The sequence below is a fragment of the Saccharopolyspora ipomoeae genome, from assembly GCF_029952525.1.
Classification (GTDB): domain Bacteria; phylum Actinomycetota; class Actinomycetes; order Mycobacteriales; family Pseudonocardiaceae; genus Saccharopolyspora; species Saccharopolyspora ipomoeae.
The window spans coordinates 308,439-329,718 of sequence record NZ_JASAOF010000004.1 but is presented as its reverse complement, the minus strand read 5'-3'; the positions used below and the strand labels follow the sequence as shown (position 1 = coordinate 329,718).

Annotated in this window: 21 protein-coding genes; 19 read left to right on the top strand and 2 right to left on the bottom strand. The window is 71.3% G+C overall.

Features of this window, described 5'->3' with window-relative positions; translation table 11 throughout:
- Window positions 1-74 precede the first annotated feature (74 nt).
- Together paaC and QFW96_RS11000 are read left to right on the top strand one after the other, a co-directional pair.
- The gene (paaC, locus tag QFW96_RS11005) at window positions 75-1,022 is read left to right on the top strand and encodes a 1,2-phenylacetyl-CoA epoxidase subunit PaaC (RefSeq protein ID WP_281455463.1); all 948 of its coding nucleotides are present in this window, start codon (window positions 75-77) and stop codon (window positions 1,020-1,022) included.
- 126 nt (window positions 1,023-1,148) lie between these two features.
- Entirely contained in the window at window positions 1,149-1,679 is a 531-nt protein-coding gene (locus QFW96_RS11000) for a hypothetical protein (protein ID WP_281455462.1), read from the top strand.
- A 22-nt stretch (window positions 1,680-1,701) separates the two neighbouring features.
- Here QFW96_RS11000 and QFW96_RS10995 read toward each other — a convergent pair whose 3' ends face one another.
- A complete protein-coding gene (locus QFW96_RS10995; RefSeq protein WP_281455461.1) occupies window positions 1,702-2,553 on the bottom strand; it encodes an inositol monophosphatase family protein in 852 nt (283 codons plus the stop codon).
- A gap of 177 nt (window positions 2,554-2,730) precedes the next feature.
- Between QFW96_RS10995 and QFW96_RS10990 the strand changes: the two genes are divergently transcribed.
- Together QFW96_RS10990 and QFW96_RS10985 are read left to right on the top strand one after the other, a co-directional pair.
- Window positions 2,731-3,855, top strand: coding sequence for a glycosyltransferase family 4 protein (locus tag QFW96_RS10990; protein WP_281455460.1), 1,125 nt, complete (start codon window positions 2,731-2,733; stop codon window positions 3,853-3,855).
- Between the two features lie 34 nt (window positions 3,856-3,889).
- Window positions 3,890-4,579, top strand: a complete 690-nt coding sequence (locus QFW96_RS10985) for a demethylmenaquinone methyltransferase (RefSeq protein WP_281455459.1) — start codon at window positions 3,890-3,892, stop codon at window positions 4,577-4,579.
- A gap of 55 nt (window positions 4,580-4,634) precedes the next feature.
- Here QFW96_RS10985 and QFW96_RS10980 read toward each other — a convergent pair whose 3' ends face one another.
- On the bottom strand, window positions 4,635-5,552 hold the full coding sequence (locus QFW96_RS10980; protein ID WP_281455458.1) for a LysR family transcriptional regulator: 918 nt from the start codon (window positions 5,550-5,552) through the stop codon (window positions 4,635-4,637).
- Between the two features lie 113 nt (window positions 5,553-5,665).
- On the opposite strand from QFW96_RS10980, the gene QFW96_RS10975 reads away from it, so the two are divergent.
- The 15 genes from QFW96_RS10975 (at window position 5,666) to nuoK (ending at window position 21,280) form a co-directional block, all read left to right on the top strand.
- Window positions 5,666-6,937, top strand: coding sequence for a CitMHS family transporter (locus tag QFW96_RS10975; RefSeq protein WP_281455457.1), 1,272 nt, complete (start codon window positions 5,666-5,668; stop codon window positions 6,935-6,937).
- Window positions 6,938-6,945: 8 nt separating this feature from the next.
- Entirely contained in the window at window positions 6,946-8,235 is a 1,290-nt protein-coding gene (locus tag QFW96_RS10970; RefSeq protein WP_281455479.1) for an acyclic terpene utilization AtuA family protein, read from the top strand.
- A complete protein-coding gene (locus QFW96_RS10965; protein ID WP_281455456.1) occupies window positions 8,222-8,521 on the top strand; it encodes an AtuA-related protein in 300 nt (99 codons plus the stop codon). Before QFW96_RS10970 ends, QFW96_RS10965 begins: the two co-directional genes overlap by 14 nt.
- Window positions 8,522-8,779: 258 nt before the next feature.
- Complete coding sequence (locus QFW96_RS10960; protein ID WP_281455455.1) at window positions 8,780-10,078, top strand: geranylgeranyl reductase family protein; 1,299 nt, start codon at window positions 8,780-8,782, stop codon at window positions 10,076-10,078.
- Between the two features lie 192 nt (window positions 10,079-10,270).
- Window positions 10,271-10,636 carry an NADH-quinone oxidoreductase subunit A gene (locus tag QFW96_RS10955; RefSeq protein WP_281455454.1) on the top strand — a complete coding sequence of 122 codons (366 nt, stop codon included), beginning with the start codon at window positions 10,271-10,273 and terminating at the stop codon, window positions 10,634-10,636.
- A gap of 86 nt (window positions 10,637-10,722) precedes the next feature.
- Window positions 10,723-11,442, top strand: coding sequence for a NuoB/complex I 20 kDa subunit family protein (locus QFW96_RS10950; RefSeq protein WP_281455453.1), 720 nt, complete (start codon window positions 10,723-10,725; stop codon window positions 11,440-11,442).
- On the top strand, window positions 11,439-12,206 hold the full coding sequence (locus tag QFW96_RS10945) for an NADH-quinone oxidoreductase subunit C (RefSeq protein ID WP_425524741.1): 768 nt from the start codon (window positions 11,439-11,441) through the stop codon (window positions 12,204-12,206). The genes QFW96_RS10950 and QFW96_RS10945 overlap by 4 nt, the downstream gene beginning before the upstream one ends.
- Window positions 12,207-12,225: 19 nt before the next feature.
- A complete protein-coding gene (locus tag QFW96_RS10940; RefSeq protein WP_281455452.1) occupies window positions 12,226-13,554 on the top strand; it encodes an NADH-quinone oxidoreductase subunit D in 1,329 nt (442 codons plus the stop codon).
- Window positions 13,551-14,306 carry an NADH-quinone oxidoreductase subunit NuoE gene (gene nuoE / locus QFW96_RS10935; protein WP_281455451.1) on the top strand — a complete coding sequence of 252 codons (756 nt, stop codon included), beginning with the start codon at window positions 13,551-13,553 and terminating at the stop codon, window positions 14,304-14,306. Before QFW96_RS10940 ends, nuoE begins: the two co-directional genes overlap by 4 nt.
- 8 nt (window positions 14,307-14,314) lie before the next feature.
- Window positions 14,315-15,619: an NADH-quinone oxidoreductase subunit NuoF gene (nuoF, locus tag QFW96_RS10930; RefSeq protein WP_281455450.1), complete on the top strand. Its 1,305-nt coding sequence runs from the start codon at window positions 14,315-14,317 to the stop codon at window positions 15,617-15,619.
- Window positions 15,616-18,159: an NADH-quinone oxidoreductase subunit G gene (locus QFW96_RS10925; RefSeq protein WP_281455449.1), complete on the top strand. Its 2,544-nt coding sequence runs from the start codon at window positions 15,616-15,618 to the stop codon at window positions 18,157-18,159. The genes nuoF and QFW96_RS10925 overlap by 4 nt, the downstream gene beginning before the upstream one ends.
- Window positions 18,156-19,463 carry an NADH-quinone oxidoreductase subunit NuoH gene (nuoH, locus tag QFW96_RS10920; RefSeq protein ID WP_281455448.1) on the top strand — a complete coding sequence of 436 codons (1,308 nt, stop codon included), beginning with the start codon at window positions 18,156-18,158 and terminating at the stop codon, window positions 19,461-19,463. The genes QFW96_RS10925 and nuoH overlap by 4 nt, the downstream gene beginning before the upstream one ends.
- Window positions 19,450-20,016, top strand: coding sequence for an NADH-quinone oxidoreductase subunit NuoI (gene nuoI / locus QFW96_RS10915; RefSeq protein WP_281455447.1), 567 nt, complete (start codon window positions 19,450-19,452; stop codon window positions 20,014-20,016). Before nuoH ends, nuoI begins: the two co-directional genes overlap by 14 nt.
- The gene (locus QFW96_RS10910; RefSeq protein ID WP_281455446.1) at window positions 20,013-20,984 is read left to right on the top strand and encodes an NADH-quinone oxidoreductase subunit J; all 972 of its coding nucleotides are present in this window, start codon (window positions 20,013-20,015) and stop codon (window positions 20,982-20,984) included. Before nuoI ends, QFW96_RS10910 begins: the two co-directional genes overlap by 4 nt.
- Window positions 20,981-21,280 (top strand): NADH-quinone oxidoreductase subunit NuoK, encoded by a 300-nt coding sequence (gene nuoK, locus QFW96_RS10905; RefSeq protein ID WP_093414272.1) that lies wholly within the window; start codon window positions 20,981-20,983, stop codon window positions 21,278-21,280. The genes QFW96_RS10910 and nuoK overlap by 4 nt, the downstream gene beginning before the upstream one ends.

The window sequence follows — 21,280 nt, the reverse complement described above, 5'->3', positions numbered from 1 at the left end:
ACTGAGTGTCCGCCGAAAGGGGGTCGGTGGCCGACGAGTCGACGAGCCGGCCCCGCGTCTGCGAGGTCGTTGCCATGAACAGCCCCAGAGCGCTCTTCGAGGAACGCGACCAGGGTCAGCGCTGGGTGCTCGGAGCCCCGGTCCTGGCCACCGTCGACCGCTCGGTTCCCGCCGGGGCGGACCCGGCTGACCTGGCCCTGTACTGCACGATGCTCGGAGACGACGCCCTGGTGCTCGCCCACCGGCTCTCCGAGTGGGGGCTGCGCGCGGGCCTGGAGGAGTCGGCCGCGCTCGGCGAGATCGCCCACGAACTGCTGGGACACGCACGGGTTCTGCTCGGCCGCGCCACCGAGGTCACCGGTCGGACCGACCCGGACGGCCTCGCCTACCTGCGAGAACCCGCCGAGTTCCGGAACGTGCGGCTGGCCGAGATCGACTGCGGGCCCGGCCCGGGCGGGAACTTCCCGACCACCGTCGCCCGCCTCCTGCTGTTCACCACCTGGCGCTTCGCGGTCTTCGAGGAGCTCACGGGCAGTACGGACGCGGTGCTGGCGACGCTGGCAGCGCGCTCGCTGGACGAGCTCGGCCGACACCGCGACCACGCCGCCCAGTGGGTCATCAAGCTCGGGGACGCCGACGGTGAGATGACCGCCGGATGGCAGCTGGTGCGGCCGCTCGGAGCCGAGCTGTTCGTCCCGCACCCCGTCGAGGCGCGGCTGGCCGAGGCGGGCTGCGGCGTCGACCCCTCCCGCGTGCGCGCCCGCGTCGGCCAGTCCCTCGACGAGGTGTTCTCCATCGCCCGGCTGCCGGTGCCCGCCGGGTTCGGCGAGTTCACCCGGCCCGGCGGCCGCGACGGCGCGCACACCGGTGCCCTGGAGTTCCTGCTGGCCGACCTGCAGCACCTGGCCAGGGCGGGGCTGGCGAGCAGCCGCCTGACCCCGCGCGCGCCCGGGGACCGGCCCGGCCGGGAAGCACGACCGCCAGGGCGGCGAAGTGTCGGAAACGCAATCGAAGATGAGTAGTTCCCCGCACGCCGATGAGCACCGGCCAGGAGCACAGTGATCGAGGGGGTATCGGAACGCCGGAAGCACTGGCCTGGGGGCCTTCCGCGTTCCCCTGTCGGGGTCTAGTGGAAGGGCGCAACTGGGATGGACGAGATCTGGTTGCAAGTGCTCGTGGCGTTGATCGCGGGAGCCGCCGGTGCGGGCGTCGTGCTCGCGGTGCGGCGTCGCGGCGTGCCGGAGGAACCGGCCGAGGCGGTCGTCGCCGCGGACCCGGAGCCGCTGCCGCGGTCCGAGCCGGACGGCTGGGAGCCGTTCGTGCAGCACTGCGAGCAGGCGGTGCGGCGGGCCTGCCGTGCCGTGGAGGCCGTGTCGTCGCTGCGGGCCCGCAACCTGCTGCGGACCGTGGTGCGCCGGATGGACGCCGAGCTCCCCAGCCTGCGCGTGTTCGCCGAGCTCGGCCGGGGCCTGGGATCCGCGCCGCGCGACGTGGAGATAGCCCGCCGCGTGCGGGCCGAGCTCACCGACGCCGAGCAGCGCTTCGCGGAGGTCACCGCCGAGGTGCTGGACCTCGTCGAGGACACCGATCCGCAGCGGGTTCAGCAGCTGCGCTGCCGGTTCCCGCTGGTCAAGCCGCTCTCCGCGGTACTGCCGGAACCGGTCGGCCAGCCGTGCTGAGCGCCGGACACCGCTGAGCAGGTCAGCCGGTCGTGATCTCGGCGGCCTGCAGCCACCACTGGTGCACCTCGGCGGCCGCGCCGGGGGCGGCGACGAGCAGGCCGTCGCGGGGCAGCGGGTTCGGTTCGCCGCGCCGGTCGAGGACGGTGGCACCGGCCTCGGTGGCCAGCGCGAGCGCGCCGGCCACGTCCCACTCCTGGTAGTCGTCGAGCACCGCCGCCACCGCGTGCCCGAGCACGACCTGGGTGATGGCCAGCGCCGGTGAGCCCAGTAAACGCACCCCGACCTGCGCGGACGCCGCGTTGGTGATGAACCGGTCCATGCCGGGCCAGGGCCCGTTGCGGGTCAGCTCGGTGCACACGATGCCGCCGCGGATCTCGCCGTGATCGGGCAGCCGCACCGGGGTTCCGTTGGCGCGCATGCCCCGGCCGCGCGCGGCCGCGTAGATCTGGGTGCGGTACGGGTCGGCGACCACGCCCACCACCGGCCCGTGCGCGTCGAGCATCGCGAGGCTGTAGGCGCACCAGGGGAGTCCGGCCACGTAGTTGGCGGTGCCGTCGACCGGGTCGACCGACCAGCGGAACCGCGCCCCGCCCTGCTGCGGCGGGCCGCTGGGCTCCTCCCCGAACTCCTCGCCGAACACCGGGGTGCCGGGGAACTCGTCGGCGAGGATGCGGCGGGTGTGCCGCTCCAGCGTGCGGCCGGTGTCGGTGACCCAGTCGAACGGCGATTCGCTCGGTTCCGGCCGCGCCCCTCGTCCCGCCGTCGCGATGATCACGTCCGCGGCGTCGTTGGCGAGCCGGCCGGCGACCTCGAAAGCCCGTGACACCAGGGCCGGTTCGATCTGTGCGGGAGGAGTAGGCAGGGCCGTCATGCGTCCCCAGCCTCCGCGCGGCGGGTGACCGCCCAGCAACGCCGAGGTGACCGGCCGTGGAGCCGCAGGCCACGTTTGCGGACCGATGTCCGAGTTGGGGCGGACTTCGGTTGTCGTTGGTGGTCGCGTCACATGGGCGTCGGCTGTTCGCCCGAACCGGCCGCGACCGTGTTCCGCGTGCGCATCGCGATCGTGACCGAGAGCTTCCTGCCGCAGATCAACGGAGTGACGAACTCGGTGTTGCGGGTGCTGGAGCACTTGCGTCGCCGAGGGGACCAGGCCCTGGTCATCGCCCCTGGTCCGGGCCCCGACTCCTACGCGGGCTTCCCCGTCATCAGGCTGCCCGCGATGGACCTGCCGATCGTGTCCTCGCTGCCGATCGGGTTGCCGAGCCGCCGCGTGCTGCGCGGGCTGCAGGAGTTCCGGCCCGACGTGGTGCACCTGGCCTCGCCCTTCGTGGTGGGCGCGCGGGGGCTCAACGCCGCGCGCAGGCTCGGGGTCCCGACGGTCGCGGTGTACCAGACCGACGTGGCCGGTTTCGCCGAGTCCTACGGGCTCGGGCTGACCGCGAAGGCCGCGTGGAAGTGGATCCGCCGCCTGCACTGCCACGCCGACCGCACCCTGGCACCGTCCACGTGGGCCGTGGAAACCCTGCGCGAGCACGGGATTCCGCGGGTGCACCGGTGGGGGCGCGGGGTCGACACCGAGCGCTTCACGCCGCGCAGGCGAGACCCGCGGCTGCGGTCGGAGCTGGCGCCGAACGGGGAGCTGCTGGTCGGCTACGTGGGCCGGTTGGCGCCGGAGAAGCGCATCGAGCGGCTCGCCGAGATCGACGGCGACCCCGGCGTGCGGCTGGTCGTGGTGGGCGACGGGCCGGAGCGCGAGCGGCTGCGCGGGGAGCTGCCGAACGCGGCGTTCCTCGGCCAGCGCACCGGCGACGAGCTCGCCGACATCTACGCGAGCCTCGACGTGTTCGTGCACACCGGCCCGCACGAGACGTTCTGCCAGGCGGTGCAGGAGGCGATGGCCTCCGGCGTCCCGGTCATCGCGCCCGACGCGGGCGGTCCCCGCGACCTGGTCGACGTGGGTCGCACCGGTTACCTGCTGCCCGCGCACGACGACTCCGAGCACGCCGAGGCGCTCCGCCGAGCCCTGGACGACCTGCGCGATCCCGCCCTGCGCGAGCGCTTCGGCGGCCACGCCCGCAACGCCGTCGCCGGGCGCACCTGGCCCGCGCTGTGCCGCCAGCTGGTGGATCACTACGCCGCCGTCTGCGGCTGGGCGGAGTCGGCGGCTGCCTGAACCCGGCTCAGCGTCGGCCACGTACGCTGCGGGTGTGTCTCGGGCAGGCTTGGACAAGAACCCACGCGAAGTCGCGGCGATGTTCGACGGTGTCGCGCGCCGGTACGACCTGACCAACACGGTGCTGTCCTTCGGGCAGGACCGGCGTTGGCGGAAGGTGACCCGGCAGCTGCTCGCGCCCCAGCAGGACGAGAAGGTCCTCGACCTCGCCGCGGGCAGCGGTGTGTCGACGGTCGAGTTCGCGCGCTCCGGTGCCTACTGCGTGGCGGCCGACTTCTCGCTGGGCATGCTCTCGGTCGGCAAGGGGCGCGGGGTGCCGCTGGTGGCCGCCGACGCGCTGCACCTGCCGTTCGCCGACGACGCCTTCGACGCCGCGACGATCTCGTTCGGCCTGCGCAACCTCGCCGACACGGTGGCCGGTCTGCGCGAGATGCGCCGGGTCGTCCGGCCCGGCGGGCGCCTGGTCGTGTGCGAGTTCTCCACCCCGACCTGGCAGCCGTTCCGAGGCGTCTACATGAACTACCTGATGCGCGCGCTGCCGCCGATCGCCCGCGCGGTCTCCTCCAACCCGGACGCCTACGTCTACCTCGCGGAGTCCATCCGCTCCTGGCCGGACCAGCGCGCGCTCGCCGAGCTCATCGCCGAGGCCGGCTGGACCGACACCACCTGGAAGAACCTCACCAGCGGAGTGGTCGCGGTCCACCACGCCCGAAACCCGCTCTGAGAACTGCGGGCCCACCGCGGGCGGCGGTATCTGAGCGCTTCCGCACGGGAGCGGATCAGAGCCAGGACGTCTCCGGCGCGGGTGTGCGCGCTCGGGTCAGGGCTTCGGTGAACGCCCTGGTCGCCGGGGGTTGCGGGTGGTGCGGCGCGCGGATCACCGCGATCCGGCGGTGGGTCTCCGGTTCGGTGAGCGGGACGTGCGCGAGACCGGCGAAGGCCACCAGCGGCAGCACCGTGCCCGGCATGACCGCGGTGCCCAGACCAGCGGCTACGAGCCCCGCGACCGCCGAGATGTTGCCGGATTCCAGCACCACGCGAGGTCGCGTCCCGGCCGCGGCGAAGGCGCGGTCGGCGTGCTGGCGGATGCTGGAGTCCGCGCCGAACGCGATGTGCGGCTCGCCCGCCAGCTCTGCCCAGGTCAGCGCCGCGCGAGCGGCGAAGCGGTGCTCCGGCGGGAAGACCGCGCACATCCGGTCGGTCGCGATCGGGAGCACCACCAGGTCCGGCGGCGGCTCGGCGACGACCGTGACGCCCAGGTCGGCGGTGCCCGCGCGGACCTCGGCCAGCACCTCGTCGGACATGCCGTCGGTGATCGACAGCTCCACGTCCGGGTGCTCGGCGCGGTAGGCGGAGACGACCGGCGGCAGCAGGATCGCCGCCATCGACGGCAGCGCCGCCACCCGGACCCGGCCCCGGGAACCGGCGAGGAAGCCCTGGAAGTGGTTGATCCCGGCGTCGAACGACTCCACCACGCGCCGCGCGACCAGGCAGAACTCCACCCCTTCCGGAGTGGTGACCAGCTGCCGGGTGGTGCGCCGGAACAGCGTGGTGCCGACCCTGCGCTCCACGTCGCGCACCGCGCGGCTGATCGAGGACTGCGCGAGGTGCAGCCGCTCGGCGGCCGGGGTGAACCCGCCGGTGTCGTGCACGGCCAGGACCAGTCTGAGCTGCTGCACCGTCAGATCCATGCTCATGGCACATGAATCTATCCGTTTTTATTGCTTGACCGGCATGAGCGGTGTGGATCACAGTCTTCCCGTTCGGTTCGCTTCCCGTCCGACCCAACGGCGGTGTTCGGAGGTCGCCCATGCTCGCCGCGAGCGGATTCCTCACGATCGGCGTGTTCCTGGCCCTGGTGCTCTCGCGCCGGGTGTCGGTGCTGTTCGCGCTCACCCTCGTCCCGATCGCCGCTGCGTTGCTGAGCGGTCACGGCGCGAAGCTCGGCGAGCTCGTGGCCGACGGACTGGTCACGGTCGCCCCGGTCGCCATCATGATCACCTTCGCGGTGCTCTACTTCAGCCTGATGATCGACGCGGGGCTGTTCGACCCCGCCGTCACCCGCATCCTGGCCTGGGCCAAGGGCGACCCGCTCAAGATCACCGTCGGGACCGCGCTGCTCACGCTGCTGGTCGCCCTCGACGGCGACGGCGCCTCCACCTTCCTGATCACCGTCTCCGCGCTGCTGCCGATCTACCAGCGGCTCGGCATGCGGCGGATCGTGCTGGCCGGTGTGGTCTGCCTCGGCGCGGGCGTGATGAACATGGTGCCGTGGGGCGGTCCTACCGCGCGGGCGATGGCCGCGCTCGAGCTCGACTCCGCGCAGCTGTTCCTGCCCGTGCTGCCCGCGATGATCGCCGGGATCTGCTGGGTGCTGCTCGCCGCGTACCTGATCGGCCGCTCCGAGCGGAAGCGCCTCGGCGTGATCGCCGTGGAGGACGTCGAGCGGGTGCGGCTCACCGGCGCCGACCGGGCCCGGTTCTGGTTCAACGCCCTGCTCACGCTGGCCCTCGTCGGCTGCCTGCTGTTCCAGCTCGCCGACCTGGAAGTGCTGTTCCTGGTGGCCTTCCTGGTCGCGCTGCTGGTCAACCGGCCGACCTGGCAGGGCCAGCAGGAGCTGTTCGGCAAGCACGCCTACAACGTGGTGCTGGTCGTCGTGGTGATCTTCGCGGCCGGCGTGTTCACCGGCATCCTCACCGGCACCGGCATGATCGAGGCGATGGCCGAGGGCCTGGTCGCGGTCATCCCCGACGCCGGGGGCGCGGTGCTGCCGGTGATCACCGCGATCGCCGGGATGCCGCTGAGCCTGGTGTTCACCCCGGACGCCTTCTACTACGGAGTGGTGCCGGTGCTGGCCGAGACCAGCGCGGCGCTCGGCGGTGATCCGGCCGCGATCGGTCGGGCGGCGATCCTCGGGCAGATGACCACCGGTTTCCCGCTGAGCCCGCTGACCGCCTCGACGTTCATCCTGCTGGGCATGTCCAAGGTCGACATCGGCGACCACCAGCGGTTCATCTTCGGCTGGGCCTTCGGCACCACCCTGGTGATGACGCTGGTCGCGCTGGTCACGGGGGTGCTGTAGTGCGCGCGATGCGGATCGGCAGCGGGGCCGGGTTCGCCGGGGACCGGATCGAACCGGCCGTCGAGCTCGCCCGGGCCGGGGTGGACGACCTGGTGCTGGAGTGCCTGGCCGAACGCACCATCGCCCTCGGGCAGCAGCGCAGGCTGGGCGATCCGGACCAGGGCCACGACCCGCTGCTGCGGGCTCGCTTCGAGCGGCTGCTGCCGGTGGCGCTGGCGAACGGAGCACGGGTGATCACCAACATGGGCGCCGCCCATCCGCTGCGCGCCGGGGAGGTCACCCGCGAGGTCATGGCCGCGGCCGGGCTCACCGGCCGGATCGCCGTGCTGACCGGCGACGACGTGCTGGACCGGCTCGACCCGGACGCGCCCGCGCTGGAGGACGGGCGGCCGCTGGCCGAGCACGGCGAGATCGTCTCGGCCAACGCCTACCTGGGGGCCGAGGAGCTGCTGCCCGCGCTGGACGCCGACGTGGTGATCACCGGCCGGGTCGCCGACCCCTCGCTGTTCGTGGCGCCGATCGTCCAGCGCCTGGGCTGGGACCTCGACGACGTGCCGCGCACCGCCGCCGCGACGCTGGTCGGGCACGTCCTGGAGTGCGCCGGGCAGGTCACCGGCGGCTACTTCGCCGATCCGGGCGTCAAGGACGTGCCCGGGCTGGCCGAGCTCGGTTTCCCGTTCGCCGACATCGCCGCCGACGGCAGCGCGACCATCGGCAAGCCCGAGGGCAGCGGCGGGATGGTCACCGTCGCCACCGTGCGGGAGCAGCTGCTCTACGAGGTCGCCGACCCGACCGGCTACCGCACGCCCGACGTGGAGCTGGACTTCCGCGAGGTCCGGGCCGAGCGGGCGGGACGCGACCGGGTCCGCATCAGCGGTGCCCGGGGGCGGCGGCGACCCGACGAGCTGAAGGTCAGCGTCGGCTACCGCGCAGGTCACCGGGCCGAGTGCGGCATCAGCTACGCCGGTCCCGGTGCCGCCGACCGGGCGCGGCTGGCCGCCGACGTCGTCACGGCGAGGTTGGGCGGAACGGGGCTCCGGGTGCGCGCCGACGTCCTGGGCGCGATGGGCGATCCGGACGGTGAGTGCCGACTGCGGGTGGCGGCGATGGCGGAGGACCGGATGGCGGCGCTGACCGTCTGCCACGAGGTCGAATCGCTCTACACCAACGGCCCGGCCGGGGGCGGCGGCGTCCGCGCCGACGTCCGCGAGGTGATCGGCATCGTCTCCGCCCTGATCCCCCGAACGGACGTGTCCTCGCAGGTCACGACCCTGGAGGTGGACGATGCGACTGCATGAGATCGCGCACTGCCGCGCGGGCGACAAGGGCGACACCTCGATCCTCTCGGTGTTCCCCCTCGACGACGCCGACTACGAGCGGCTCCGCCGCGAGCTCACCGCGGACCGGGTCCGCGAGCACCTGTCCGGCCAGGTCAGGGGCGAGGTCGTCCGCTACGAGCTGCCGCTGCTGAAGGCCCTGCAGTTCACCTGCCAGCAGGCCCTCGACGGCGGCGTCACCACGTCCCTCGCCCTGGACACCCACGGCAAGACCCTCAGCTCCCGCCTCCTCGCCCTGGAGCTCTGAGCGCTCCGGCTCGCCAGGGGACGGTTTTAGCCAGAATCGCCCGGGTGCGGCGTCCCTTTTGTCCGGTCAATTATGGCTAGAACCGTCACCTGGCGACCCCCTCGCGGGCTCGTGCGGTGCACCCGGAGGGCGGGCTTCCTCACTCGGGTGGCGTAGGAGAAAGGGTCGATCGCGCTGGTGCAGCGGCCTAGACTCGGAATTAGTGAACTCGTTCACAAGCGGGTTCGCACCGAGCACTGCACTAGTTCGAGGAGTGTCATGACCAGCGCCACCAGCCGCCGCGGACCGGACGACGACGCCGACGTGATCGTCGTCGGGGCCGGACCGGCCGGCTCGACGGCTGCGACGTACCTGGCCAGAGCGGGACTCGACGTCCTGCTGCTGGAGAAGAGCGTCTTCCCGCGGGAGAAGGTCTGCGGCGACGGGATCACGCCGAGGGGCGTCAAGCAGCTCATCGACCTGGGGATCGACACCCGGGAAGAAGCCGGCTGGCTGCACAACAAGGGTCTGCGCGTCGTCGGGGGCGGGGTCAGCCTGGACCTCGACTGGCCGAGCCTGTCGGACTTCCCGCCCTACGGCGTGGTGCGCCCGCGAAACGACTTCGACGACCTGCTGGCCCGCAACGCCCAGCTCGCCGGCGCCCGGCTGTTCCAGCAGACCAGCGTCACCGGCGCCCTCACCGACGACCGCACCGGTCGGGTCGTCGGTGTCGAGGCGAAGACCGGTCCCGAGCGCGAGCCGGTCAGCTACCGGGCGCCGCTGGTCCTGGCCTGCGACGGGGTGTCGGCGCGGCTCGCGCTGTCGGTGGGCATCCAGAAGCGCGACGACCGCCCGATGGGCGTGGCCGTGCGCCGGTACTACACCAGCCCGCGCCACAAGGACGAGTACCTGGAGTCCCACCTGGAGCTGTGGGACCGGTCCAACCCGGACGAACCGCGCCTGCTGCCGGGCTACGGCTGGCTGTTCGCCATGGGCGACGGCACGGTCAACGCCGGGCTGGGCATCCTGTCGACCTCGTCGGCCTACGGCAAGACCGACTACCGCCAGTTGATGCGCGCCTGGCTGGACGGCACCCCCGAGGAGTGGGGGTTCCGGGAGGAGAACGCCACCGGCAAGATCGGCGGCGCCGCGCTGCCGATGGGCTTCAACCGCACCCCGCACTACCGCGACGGCCTGCTGCTGGTGGGCGACGCGGGCGGCATGGTCAACCCGTTCAACGGCGAGGGCATCGCCTACGCCATGCAGTCGGCGCGGCTGGCGGCCGAGTGCGCGGTGCACGCGATGGCCCGTCCGACCTCGTTCTCCCGGGAGCAGGCGCTGCGCCGGTACCCGACGGCGGTGCAGCAGGAGCTCGGCGGCTACTTCCGGCTCGGCAATATCTTCAGCAAGTTGATTGGCAATCCCACGGTCATGCGGATGGCCACGAAGCACGGCCTGCCGAGGCAGACGTTGATGCGTTTCGTGTTGAAGCTGCTGGCAAATCTCTACGACGAGAAGGGCGGGGACGCCATGGATCGTGTGATCAGCGCCACTACTCGCGTCACCCCTAGCGCGTGACCCTGAGTGTCTGGTCAGATGTCCCGGTAAGCGTGAGACACGTCATAAAGTTAGGTTCGCCTCACTACGGAGCCGATTCGGCCGACCGCATAGAGTGCGCACCGAATGCCTGAGGCGTGACCTGCGTCTCGGCGGGGACTGACGAAGTGTGTTCCGGGCCACACAGCCGGAACCGGTTGGAGGGCAGCAAAGGTGCTCGACCCGTACATCCCGTTGGTGCTGTTGTTCGCGCTGGCGCTGGGGTTCGCCGTGTTCTCGGTCGCGATCGCACCGCTCGTCGGTCCCCGCCGCTACAACAAGGCGAAGCTCGACGCCTACGAGTGCGGGATCGAGCCCTCGCCGCAGCCCGTCATCGGCGGCGGCCGGATGCCCGTCGCCTACTACCTGACCGCGATGTTGTTCATCCTCTTCGACATCGAGATGGTCTTCCTCTACCCGTTCGCGGTCTCCGCCGATTCCCTGGGGATGTTCGGCGTCATCGAGATCGTGCTGTTCATCGCGACCGTCGGCTTCGCCTACATCTACGTCTGGCGGAGAGGCGGGCTGGACTGGAACTGAAACCGGAGCGCTGAGCCCGGTAACCCGCCGGGCGCCTGGACGAACTGCAGGGACTAGCCGCAAAGACGCGGGAAGGAGTGCCGGCGATGGGGCTCGAAGAGCAGCTGCCCAACGGCATCCTGTTGGCCAACGTGGAGAAGCTCGTCAACTGGACCCGGAAGACGTCGATGTGGCCGGCGACGTTCGGGCTGGCCTGCTGCGCCATCGAGATGATGACCGTCGGCGGTTCCCGCTACGACATCTCCCGGTTCGGCATGGAGCGCTTCTCCGCCACCCCGAGGCAGGCCGATCTGATGATCGTGGCCGGTCGGGTGACCAACAAGATGGCCCCGGTGTTGCGCCAGATCTACGACCAGATGCCCGAGCCGCGCTGGGTGCTGGCGATGGGCGTGTGCGCCTCCACCGGCGGCATGTTCAACAACTACGCGGTCGTGCAGGGCGTCGACCACGTGGTGCCGGTGGACATGTACCTGCCGGGATGCCCGCCGCGCCCCGAGATGCTGCTCGACGCGATCCTCAAGCTGCACGCCAAGATCATGGACGAGCCGATCAACGCCAAGCGCGCTCAGGAGAAGCTGGAGCGCGGCGACCGCACGCCGATGATCCCCTCCTCCGTCCGGTACGCGCCGAAGAACGCCTCGCAGCGCAAGCGCGCCGAACGGCAGCAGGCCGCGCAGCGGCGCGAGATGGGCGGATCCGAGGAGCTCGGTGCCTTCGAGAGCGCTCCGGTGCGCCCAGAGCTCTCCCAGGGTCCAGAGCTCTCCCAGGGTCCGGAGCAGCGCCAGGAAACCAAGGCGGGTAGGTGAATCCAGTGGCAGACGAGACCACCCCGGCGCCCGGCGAACCCGGTTCGAGCGCCGAGCGCGCGACCGACCTGGCGCCCACCGGCGCCGAGCCGGCCCGCGCGGGAGCCCCGATCGCGGGACGCGAGCGCCAGGGCATGTTCGGCGTGCGCGGAACCGGCGACACCTCGGGCTACGGCGGGCTGCACCTGCCGGCCTACGTGCCGCCCGCGAGCGAGCGTCCCTACGGCGGCTGGTTCGACGAGGTCGTCGACGCGCTCTTCGAAGCGTTGCGCGCCAAGGGGATTCCGGACGACACCGTGCAGCAGGTGACCGTGGACCGCGGTGAGATCACCTTCTACCTGCGCCGCGAGCACCTGCTCGAGGTGTGCCGGATCTTCCGCGACGACCCGGCGCTGCGCTTCGAGCTGTGCAGCTCGGTGTCCGGTGTGGACTACGGCCCGGACGCCCCGCAGCGGCTGCACTCGGTCTACCACCTGACATCGATGACCTACCGGCGTCGCGTCCGGCTCGAGGTCGCCGTGGACGTGGAGGACCCGCACCTGCCGTCGGTGGTGCCGGTCTACCCGACCGCCGACTTCCAGGAGCGCGAGGCGTGGGACATGTTCGGCCTGATCTACGACGGGCACCCGGCGCTCACCCGGATCCTGATGCCCGACGACTGGGACGGCCACCCGCAGCGCAAGGACTACCCGCTCGGCGGGATCCCGGTGGAGTACAAGGGCGCGGAGATCCCGCCGCCGGACCAGCGCAGGGCTTACTCGTGATCGCGGAGAGGTGTGGGCGATGACCACGGAATCACTCGCGGGTGCTCACCCGGCGGAGTCGAGGGACACCACCGAGGGCCGCATCTTCACCGTCACCGGTGGCGACTGGGACGAGTTCCTGGACGAAACCGGTGGCGAGGAGCGGGTTGTCATCAACCTGGGCCCGCAACACCCGTCCACGCACGGGGTTCTGCGGCTGGTGCTGGAGCTGGAGGGCGAGACGGTCACCAAGGCCCGCTCGGTCATCGGCTACCTGCACACCGGCATCGAGAAGAACACCGAGTACCGGACGTGGACCCAGGGCGTCACCTTCGTGACCCGCATGGACTACCTGGCGCCCCTGTTCACCGAGACCTCCTACTGCCTGGCCGTGGAGAAGCTGCTGGGCATCGAGGCGCCGAAGCGGGCCCAGACGTTCCGCGTGATGCTGATGGAGCTCAACCGGATCTCCTCGCACCTGGTCTTCCTGGCCACCGGCGCGATGGAGCTGGGCGCGACCACCGGCATGACCTACGGGTTCCGGGAGCGCGAGGAGGTCCTGCACCTGCTGGAGTTCCTGACCGGTCTGCGGATGAACCACGCGTTCGTCCGGCCCGGCGGTGTCGCCCAGGACCTGCCCGAGGGCTGGCAGGACAAGGTGCGCGAGTTCATCAAGGTCATGGACACGCGGCTGCCGGACTACGACAAGCTGTTCACCGGCCAGCCGATCTGGAAGCAGCGCCTCAAGGACGTCGGCTACCTGCCGCTGGACGGCGCGCTGCAGCTGGGCGTGACCGGGCCGCTGCTGCGCGCCGCGGGCCTGCCGTGGGACCTGCGCAAGGTCGAACCGTACTGCGGGTACGAGGAATTCGACTTCGAGGTGCCCACCAGCAACGCCGGCGACTGCTACGCGCGCTACGCGCTGCGGGTGCAGGAGATGCACGAGTCGCTGAAGATCATCCGGCAGTGCGTGGACAAGATGGAGTCCGGGCCGCACATGGTCGAGGACGCCAAGATCGCCTGGCCGTCGAAGCTGAGCATCGGCGCCGACGGCATGGGCAACTCCCTGGAGCACGTCCGCAAGATCATGGGCCAGTCCATGGAGTCGCTGATCCACCACTTCAAGCTGGTGACCGAGGGCTTCGACGTGCCGCCCGGCCAGGCGTACGCGCCGGTGGAGTCGCCGCGCGGCGAGCTCGGCGCGCACCTGGTCTCCGACGGCGGCACCCGGCCGATGCGGGTGCACGTCCGCGAACCCAGTTTCGTGAACCTGCAGGCGATGCCCGCGATGTGCGAAGGCGGACTGGTGGCCGACGTGATCGCGGCGGTCGCCTCCATCGACCCGGTGATGGGCGGGGTGGATCGATGACCGAGCAGTTCGAGTTCACCACCACCGAGGAGCGGACCGACGCGGTCGACACCTCGGTGTTCGGAGAGGACACCCGGGCCGAGGCGAAGCAGATCATCGCCCGGTACCCGGAATCGCGGTCGGCGCTGCTGCCGATGCTGCACCTGGTGCAGTCGGTGCAGGGGCACGTCAGCCCGGCGGGCATGAAGTTCTGCGCCGAGGAGCTGGCGCTGTCGGTCGCCGAGGTCAGCGCCGTGGCGACCTTCTACACCATGTACAAGCGCAAGCCGTGCGGTCAGCACCTGGTCAGCGTGTGCACCAACACGATGTGCGCGGCGCTGGGCGGCGACGCGATCTACCGGACCCTCGGCGAGCACCTGGGCGTCGGGCACGAGGGCACCGCCGGCGAACCCGGCACCGAGGGCTCGATCACCCTGGAGCACGCCGAGTGCCTCGCGGCCTGCGACCTCGCCCCCGTGCTCCAGGTCAACTACGAGTACTACGACAACCAGACGCCCGAGCAGGCGCTGGAACTGGTCAAGGCCCTGCAGCGCGGTGAGAAGCCCGCGCCGTCGCGCGGCCCGGCGCTCTCGGACTTCCGGGGCGCCGAGCGCCAGCTGGCCGGGTTCTTCGACGACCTCGACGAGACGGTGACCGGCTCCTCGCAGGCGACCGAGACCAACCGCGGCGCTGCGCTGGCCCAGGAGCGCGGCTGGATCGCGCCGAGCATGCCCGATGACGCGGAACTCCCGCCGCTGCCGGAGAAGAAGTGAGGGTGGCCATGACCGAACCGAGTCCCAGCCCGGTGACCCCGGTGCTGACCAAGCGGTGGCTGTCGCCGGACGCCTGGCGGCTGGAGACCTACGAGCGGCTGGAGGGCTACACCGCCCTGCGCAAGGCGCTGGGCGCGCACCCGGACCAGCTGATCGAGCTGGTCAAGGCCGCCGGTCTGCGCGGTCGGGGCGGTGCGGGCTTCCCGGCGGGCGTGAAGTGGAGCTTCATGCCGAAGGACCCGGTCAAGCCGCACTACCTGGTCATCAACGCCGACGAGGGCGAGCCGGGTACCTGCAAGGACATCCCGCTGATGATGGCCGACCCGCACTCGCTGATCGAGGGCTGCATCATCGCCAGCTACGCGATGCGGGCCAACCACTGCATGATCTACGTGCGCGGTGAGGCCCTGCACCCGATGCGGCGGCTCACCCACGCGGTCCGCGAGGCCTACGCCGCCGGGTACCTGGGCAAGAACATCCTGGACTCCGGTTTCGACCTGGACATCGTCGTGCACGCAGGGGCGGGCGCCTACATCTGCGGCGAGGAGACGGCGCTGCTGGACTCCCTGGAGGGCAAGCGCGGTCAGCCGCGGCTCAAGCCCCCGTTCCCCGCCGCGGCCGGGCTCTACGCCTGCCCGACGACGGTGAACAACGTGGAGACCATCGCCTCGGTGCCGTTCATCGTCAACGGCGGCTCGGACTGGTTCCGCACGATGGGCAGCGAGAAGTCGCCCGGACCGAAGATCTACTCGATCTCCGGTCACGTGGAGCGGCCCGGCCAGTACGAGGCCCCGATGGGCACCACGCTGCGTCAGCTGCTGGAACTCGCGGGCGGCATGAAGGACGGCGTCCCGCTGAAGTTCTGGACCCCCGGCGGGTCGTCCACGCCGCTGTTCACCGCCGACCACCTCGACGTCCCGCTGGACTTCGAGGGCGCGGCCGAAGCCGGATCGATGCTGGGCACCACGGCCGTGCAGGTGTTCAACGAGACGGTGTCGGTGCCGTGGGCGGTGATGAAGTGGACCCAGTTCTACGAGCACGAGTCCTGCGGCAAGTGCACCCCCTGCCGGGAGGGCACCTACTGGATGGCGCAGGTGCTGGAGCGGATGGTCGACGGGCACGGGACCGAGGAGGACATCGACACCCTCCTCGACGTCTGCGACAACATCTTCGGCCGCTCCTTCTGCGCGCTCGGTGACGGCGCGGTCAGCCCGATCACCAGCGGCATCAAGTACTTCCGCGAGGAGTTCCTCGCGCTGTGCGACTCCAACAAGAACAAGACGGCTCCGGACCTCGTGGGAGCGGCCCGATGACCCTGGCACCCGAATCCGAAGCGCGCCCGGTCCCCGAAGGGCACGTCCGGCTCACCATCGACGGGATCGAGGTCGACGCCCCCAAGGGCGAGCTGCTGATCCGGACGGCGGAGCGGATGGGCATCACCATCCCGCGGTTCTGCGACCACCCGCTGCTGGACCCGGCGGGCGCCTGCAGGCAGTGCCTGGTCGAGGTCGAGATGAACGGCCGGCCGATGCCGAAACCGCAGGCCTCCTGCACCATGACCGTCGCCGACGGGATGGTCGTCAAGACGCAGAACTCCTCGCCGGTGGCGGACAAGGCGCAGCAGGGCGTGATGGAGCTGCTGCTGATCAACCACCCGCTGGACTGCCCGATCTGCGACAAGGGCGGCGAGTGCCCGCTGCAGAACCAGGCGCTCAAGCACGGTCGCGCGGAGTCGCGGTTCCACGACACGAAGCGGGCCTTCGCCAAGCCGGTCCCGATCTCCTCGCAGGTGCTGCTGGACCGCGAGCGCTGCGTGCTGTGCCAGCGCTGCACCCGCTTCTCCAAGCAGATCGCCGGTGACCCGTTCATCGAGCTGCTGGAACGCGGTGCGCTGCAGCAGATCGGCATCGGCGAGCAGCAGCCGTTCCAGTCCTACTTCTCCGGCAACACCATCCAGATCTGCCCGGTCGGCGCGCTCACCAGCGCCGCCTACCGGTTCCGGTCCCGGCCGTTCGACCTGGTCTCCACGCCGGGGCAGTGCGAGCACTGCGCCTCGGGCTGCGCGACCCGGACCGACTGGCGGCGCGGCAAGGTCATGCGCCGGTTGGCCGGGGACGACCCGGAGGTCAACGAGGAGTGGATCTGCGACAAGGGCCGCTTCGCGTTCCGCTACGCCAACGCCGCCGACCGCATCACCCGCCCGCAGATCCGGGTCGACGGCGAGCTCCGCGAAGCCTCCTGGACCGAGGCGCTGCAGGCGGCCGCGAAGGGCCTGACCGCGGCGCGTGACGCGCGCGGCGTCGGGGTGCTGCCCGGCGGCCGGTTGACCGTCGAGGACGCCTACGCCTACTCGAAGTTCGCGCGGGTCGCCCTGCGCACCAACGACATCGACCACCGGGCCCGCCCGCACTCCGCCGAGGAGCTGCGGTTCCTGGAGTCCGCGGTGGTCGGCGTGACGCCGGAGACCGGTGTCACCTACGGCGACCTGGAATCCGCCCCGGCGGTGCTGTGCGTGGCGTTCGAGCCGGAGGAGGAGTCGCCGATCGTCTTCCTCCGGCTGCGCAAGGCCGCGCGGCAGGGCACGACGCAGGTCTTCCACGTCGCCCCGCGCACCTCGCCGGGCGTGGAGAAGACCACGGTCATCACCCACGCCGGAGGCCCGGTGCGCACCGGCTCGCTCGTCGAGTGCGTGCCCGGCGGCGAGGCCGCCGCGCTGCGGGAACTGCCGTCCGAGGTGGACGAGGCGATCCGGCAGCAGGGCGCGGTGCTCGTCGTCGGCGAGCGCGCCGCCGAGGTGCCCGGCCTGCTCTCCGAGGTGCTGCGCACCGCCCAGCGCACCGGGGCCCAGGTCGCCTGGATCCCGCGCCGGGCCGGGGAGCGCGGCGCCGTCGAGGCCGGTGCGCTGCCGACGCTGCTGCCCGGTGCCCGGCCCGTCGTCGACGACCACGCCCGCTCCGACGTCGAGCGGACCTGGGGCATGGCGCCCGGATCGCTGCCCGCCTCGGCGGGGCGCGACCTCACCGAGATCCTCACCGCCGCGGCGTCCGGCGAGCTGTCCGGGCTGGTGCTCGGCGGCGTCGACCCGGACGACCTGCCCGACCCCGCGCTGGCCCGGAAGGCCCTGGAGTCGGCCGATTTCGTGGTCAGCCTCGAACTCCGGCCGAGCGCGGTGACCGAGCGGGCCGACGTGGTGCTCCCCATCGCGCCCAGCGCCGAGAAGAACGGCAGCTACCTCAACTGGGAGGGCCGCCGCCGCGAGTTCGCCACCACCATCGACGGCACCGGCGCGCTGCCGGACTGCCGGGTGCTCGACACCCTCGCCGTGGAGATGGACGCGGACCTGTTCACCCAGAGCCCGGCAGCCGCAGCGGCCGAGCTCGACCGGCTCGGCACGCACACCGGTGCCCGCACGCCCTTCCCGGACGAGGCCGCCGCGCACGCGCCGCGACCCGGCCCCGGGCAGGCCGTGCTGGGGACCTGGCGGCAGCTGCTGGACAACGGGTCGCTGCAGGCCGACGAGCCGAACCTGGCCGGCACCGCCCGCAACCGGGTCGCGATCGTCTCGCCCGAGACCGCCAAGCGCGTCGAGATCAGTTCCGGACAGCGCCTGGAGATCCGCACCGAGCGGGGCAGGATCGTGCTGCCGGTCGAGATCGCCGACATGCCCGACGACGTCGTGTGGGTCCCGACCGACTCCGGCCAGGCCCGGGTCCACCAGGCCCTCGGCGCCGGGCACGGGGCGCTCGTCGACCTCGCTCCGGTCACCGGGGACGCGGGGAGCAACGGGTACTCCCCGAACGGCAGGACCAGCGTGAACGGCAACTCCGCCCACCACCGCGGGGGGAACGCATGACCGAGACAGCCGAACTGCTCGCCGACGACCCGATCTGGTTGATCCTGATCAAGGTCGTGGCGATCTTCGCGTTCCTGGTGCTCATGACGCTGCTGACGATCTGGGCGGAACGCCGGGTCATCGGCCGCATGCAGCACCGGCCGGGACCGAACCGGGCCGGGCCCTTCGGCATCCTCCAGTCGCTGGCCGACGGCCTGAAGCTGGCGTTCAAGGAGGACATCCGGCCGGTCATGGCCGACAAGTGGGTGTACTTCCTGGCCCCGGCGATCTCCGCGACGCCCGCGCTGGTGTCGTTCTCGGTGATCCCGATCGGCCCCGAGGTCACCATCTTCGGCGAGCGCACCGCGCTGCAGCTGGTCGATCTGCCGGTCGGCCTGCTGGTCGTGCTGGCCTGCGCCTCGGTCGGCGTCTACGGCATCGTGCTCGCCGGGTGGGCGTCCGGATCGCCGTACCCGCTGCTGGGTTCGCTGCGGTCGGCGGCGCAGGTGATCTCCTACGAGATCGCGATGGGCCTGTCCTTCGTCGCGGTGATCATGTACGCCGGGACGCTGTCGACCTCCGGCATCGTCGCCGCGCAGGAGAACGGCTGGTTCTTCGCGCTGCTTCCGGTGAGCTTCCTGGTCTACGTGGTGTCGATGGTCGGCGAGACCAACCGCGCCCCGTTCGACCTCCCGGAGGCCGAGTCCGAGCTGGTCGGCGGTTTCCACACCGAGTACTCGTCGCTGAAGTTCGCGCTGTTCTTCCTCGCCGAGTACATCAACATGGTCACCGTCTCGGCGCTGGCGACCACGCTGTTCCTAGGCGGCTGGCACGCGCCGTGGCCGCTGTCGCTGATCGGCGACGGGGTTCTCAACACCGGGTGGTGGCCGGTGCTGTGGTTCCTCGGCAAGACGATCGCGTTCCTGTTCTTCTTCGTGTGGCTGCGCGGCACCCTGCCCCGCCTGCGCTACGACCAGTTCATGGACCTCGGCTGGAAGCTGCTGGTCCCGGTCAGCCTGGTGTGGATCGTGGCGGTGACCGTGATCCGCGCGCTGCGCAACACCGACACCGTCAGCACCCAGCAGTTCATGATCGGCGGGGCGGTCGTGGTGGTGATCCTGGTCGCGGCCACGTTCCTCATCCCGGACCGCAAGCCCGCCGAGGACCGCGACGAGGTGCCGATGGCGGGCAGCGGGTTCCCCGTGCCACCGCTCGACCTGGAAGTCCCCAAGACCCCGCCGCGACGCACCCCGGTGCGCAGCGGCACCGGTTCCGGCGAACTCGCGGGTCCGGAAGGCGAGGAGGCGCCCCATGGGAATGTTTGATCCGATCAAGGGATTCGGCGTCACCTTCTCGACGATGTTCAAGAAGGTCGTCACCGAGGAGTACCCCGAGGTCAAGAAGGTCGCCGCACCCCGGTTCCACGGCCGCCACCAGCTCAACCGGCACCCGGACGGGCTGGAGAAGTGCGTGGGCTGCGAGCTGTGCGCGTGGGCGTGCCCGGCCGACGCGATCTTCGTGGAGGGCGGGGACAACACCGACGAGGCCCGCTACTCGCCCGGCGAGCGCTACGGCATGGACTACCAGATCAACTACCTGCGCTGCATCGGCTGCGGGTTGTGCATCGAGGCCTGCCCGACCCGGGCGCTGACGATGACCAACGAGTACGAGACCGCGGACGACAACCGCCAGGACCTGATCTACACCAAGGCCGACATGCTCGCGCCGCTGCTGCCCGGCATGGAGCAGCCGCCGCACGCGATGCGCCTCGGTGACGACGAGCAGGACTACTACGTCAACGGCCCCGAACTCGCGAAGCAGCGCGGTGTTCCCGAGGGGGCGACGGTGGAATCCGGTCCGGAGGTGGATGCGCGATGAGCACCGGAATCGTGCTGGCGCAGGCCGGCGACGTGGTCGGCACCGGGGAGACGGTGCTGTTCTGGGTCCTCGGACCGCTGTCGCTGCTGGGCGCGCTCGGCATGGTCTTCGCCCGCAACGCGGTGCACTCCGCGCTGTGGCTGGTGCTGACGATGCTGAGCCTGGGCGTGCTCTACATGGGCCAGAGCGCCGCGTTCCTCGGCTTCACCCAGATCATCGTCTACACCGGCGCGATCATGATGCTGTTCCTGTTCGTGCTGATGATGGTCGGCCGCGACTCGTCGGACTCGGTGGTGGAAGTCCTGCGCGGACAACGCCTCTGGGCCGGTCTCGGCGGGATCGGCCTGGCCGCGCTGCTGGTCACGGGCCTCGCCCGGTCGCTGACCTCGGTGCAGGCCGCCCCGCCGCTGGACGCCTGGCAGCCCGCCGGTGGCGGTGCGGGCGGACTCGGCCGGCTGATCTTCACCGACTACCTGTTCCCGTTCGAGCTGACCTCCGCGCTGCTGATCACCGCGGCCGTCGGCGCGATGGTGCTGGCCTACGGCGGCAAGGGCCGCGGCCCGCGCCTGAGCCAGCGGGAGCGCGCCAACCAGCGGTTCCGCAGCGACCGCTCGTCGCCGCTGCCCGGTCCCGGCGTGTACGCCACGGCCAACTCGGTCGCGGTGCCCGCGCTGCTGCCGGACGGTTCGGTGGCGCCGGAGTCGCTGTCCGAGCTGCTGGAGAACCTGCCCGCCGAGAAGCTCGACGAGGAGCGCCGCGCGATCGCCGGGGACGAACCGGCACCCGATCCGCACGCCCTGGCCGGTGGCGAGCCCGAGGTGCCCGAGCAGTCCGAGCAGTCCGGGGCCGGCAAGTCCGGTGAGCCGGGTGGGTCCGGTGCGGACGGACCGGAGATCCCGGTGCCCAACGGCTCCCAGGAGAACGGGCGCGCGCGCTCGGGGCACGCCACCGAGGAGGTTCACCAGTGACCCCCACGTACTACCTGCTGCTGTCGGCGCTGCTGTTCTCGATCGGCGCGGTCGGAGTCCTGGTGCGGCGCAACGCCATCGTGGTGTTCATGTGCGTCGAGCTGATGCTCAACGCGGTGAACCTGACGCTGGTCACCTTCGCCCGCATCGAGGGCACGGTGCACGGGCAGGTCATGGCGTTCTTCGTGATGGTCGTCGCGGCCGCCGAAGTGGTCGTCGGCCTGGCCATCATCATGTCGATCTTCCGGACGCGTCGCTCGGCCTCGGTCGATGACGCCAACCTCCTCAAGTACTGA

What these genes read in the sequence shown, in the direction of transcription:
- QFW96_RS11000 (WP_281455462.1), top strand. Translation starts at nt 1,149, where the DNA reads ATGGACGAGATCTGGTTGCAAGTGCTCGTGGCGTTGATCGCGGGAGCC.
- QFW96_RS10910 (WP_281455446.1), top strand. Translation starts at nt 20,013, where the DNA reads ATGAGCACCGGAATCGTGCTGGCGCAGGCCGGCGACGTGGTCGGCACC.
- QFW96_RS10950 (WP_281455453.1), top strand. Translation starts at nt 10,723, where the DNA reads ATGGGGCTCGAAGAGCAGCTGCCCAACGGCATCCTGTTGGCCAACGTG.
- QFW96_RS10925 (WP_281455449.1), top strand. Translation starts at nt 15,616, where the DNA reads ATGACCCTGGCACCCGAATCCGAAGCGCGCCCGGTCCCCGAAGGGCAC.
- paaC (WP_281455463.1), top strand. Translation starts at nt 75, where the DNA reads ATGAACAGCCCCAGAGCGCTCTTCGAGGAACGCGACCAGGGTCAGCGC.
- QFW96_RS10975 (WP_281455457.1), top strand. Translation starts at nt 5,666, where the DNA reads ATGCTCGCCGCGAGCGGATTCCTCACGATCGGCGTGTTCCTGGCCCTG.
- nuoH (WP_281455448.1), top strand. Translation starts at nt 18,156, where the DNA reads ATGACCGAGACAGCCGAACTGCTCGCCGACGACCCGATCTGGTTGATC.
- QFW96_RS10940 (WP_281455452.1), top strand. Translation starts at nt 12,226, where the DNA reads ATGACCACGGAATCACTCGCGGGTGCTCACCCGGCGGAGTCGAGGGAC.
- QFW96_RS10965 (WP_281455456.1), top strand. Translation starts at nt 8,222, where the DNA reads ATGCGACTGCATGAGATCGCGCACTGCCGCGCGGGCGACAAGGGCGAC.
- QFW96_RS10960 (WP_281455455.1), top strand. Translation starts at nt 8,780, where the DNA reads ATGACCAGCGCCACCAGCCGCCGCGGACCGGACGACGACGCCGACGTG.
- QFW96_RS10970 (WP_281455479.1), top strand. Translation starts at nt 6,946, where the DNA reads ATGCGGATCGGCAGCGGGGCCGGGTTCGCCGGGGACCGGATCGAACCG.
- nuoI (WP_281455447.1), top strand. Translation starts at nt 19,450, where the DNA reads ATGGGAATGTTTGATCCGATCAAGGGATTCGGCGTCACCTTCTCGACG.
- nuoE (WP_281455451.1), top strand. Translation starts at nt 13,551, where the DNA reads ATGACCGAGCAGTTCGAGTTCACCACCACCGAGGAGCGGACCGACGCG.
- QFW96_RS10980 (WP_281455458.1), bottom strand. Translation starts at nt 5,552, where the DNA reads ATGAGCATGGATCTGACGGTGCAGCAGCTCAGACTGGTCCTGGCCGTG.
- QFW96_RS10995 (WP_281455461.1), bottom strand. Translation starts at nt 2,553, where the DNA reads ATGACGGCCCTGCCTACTCCTCCCGCACAGATCGAACCGGCCCTGGTG.
- nuoF (WP_281455450.1), top strand. Translation starts at nt 14,315, where the DNA reads ATGACCGAACCGAGTCCCAGCCCGGTGACCCCGGTGCTGACCAAGCGG.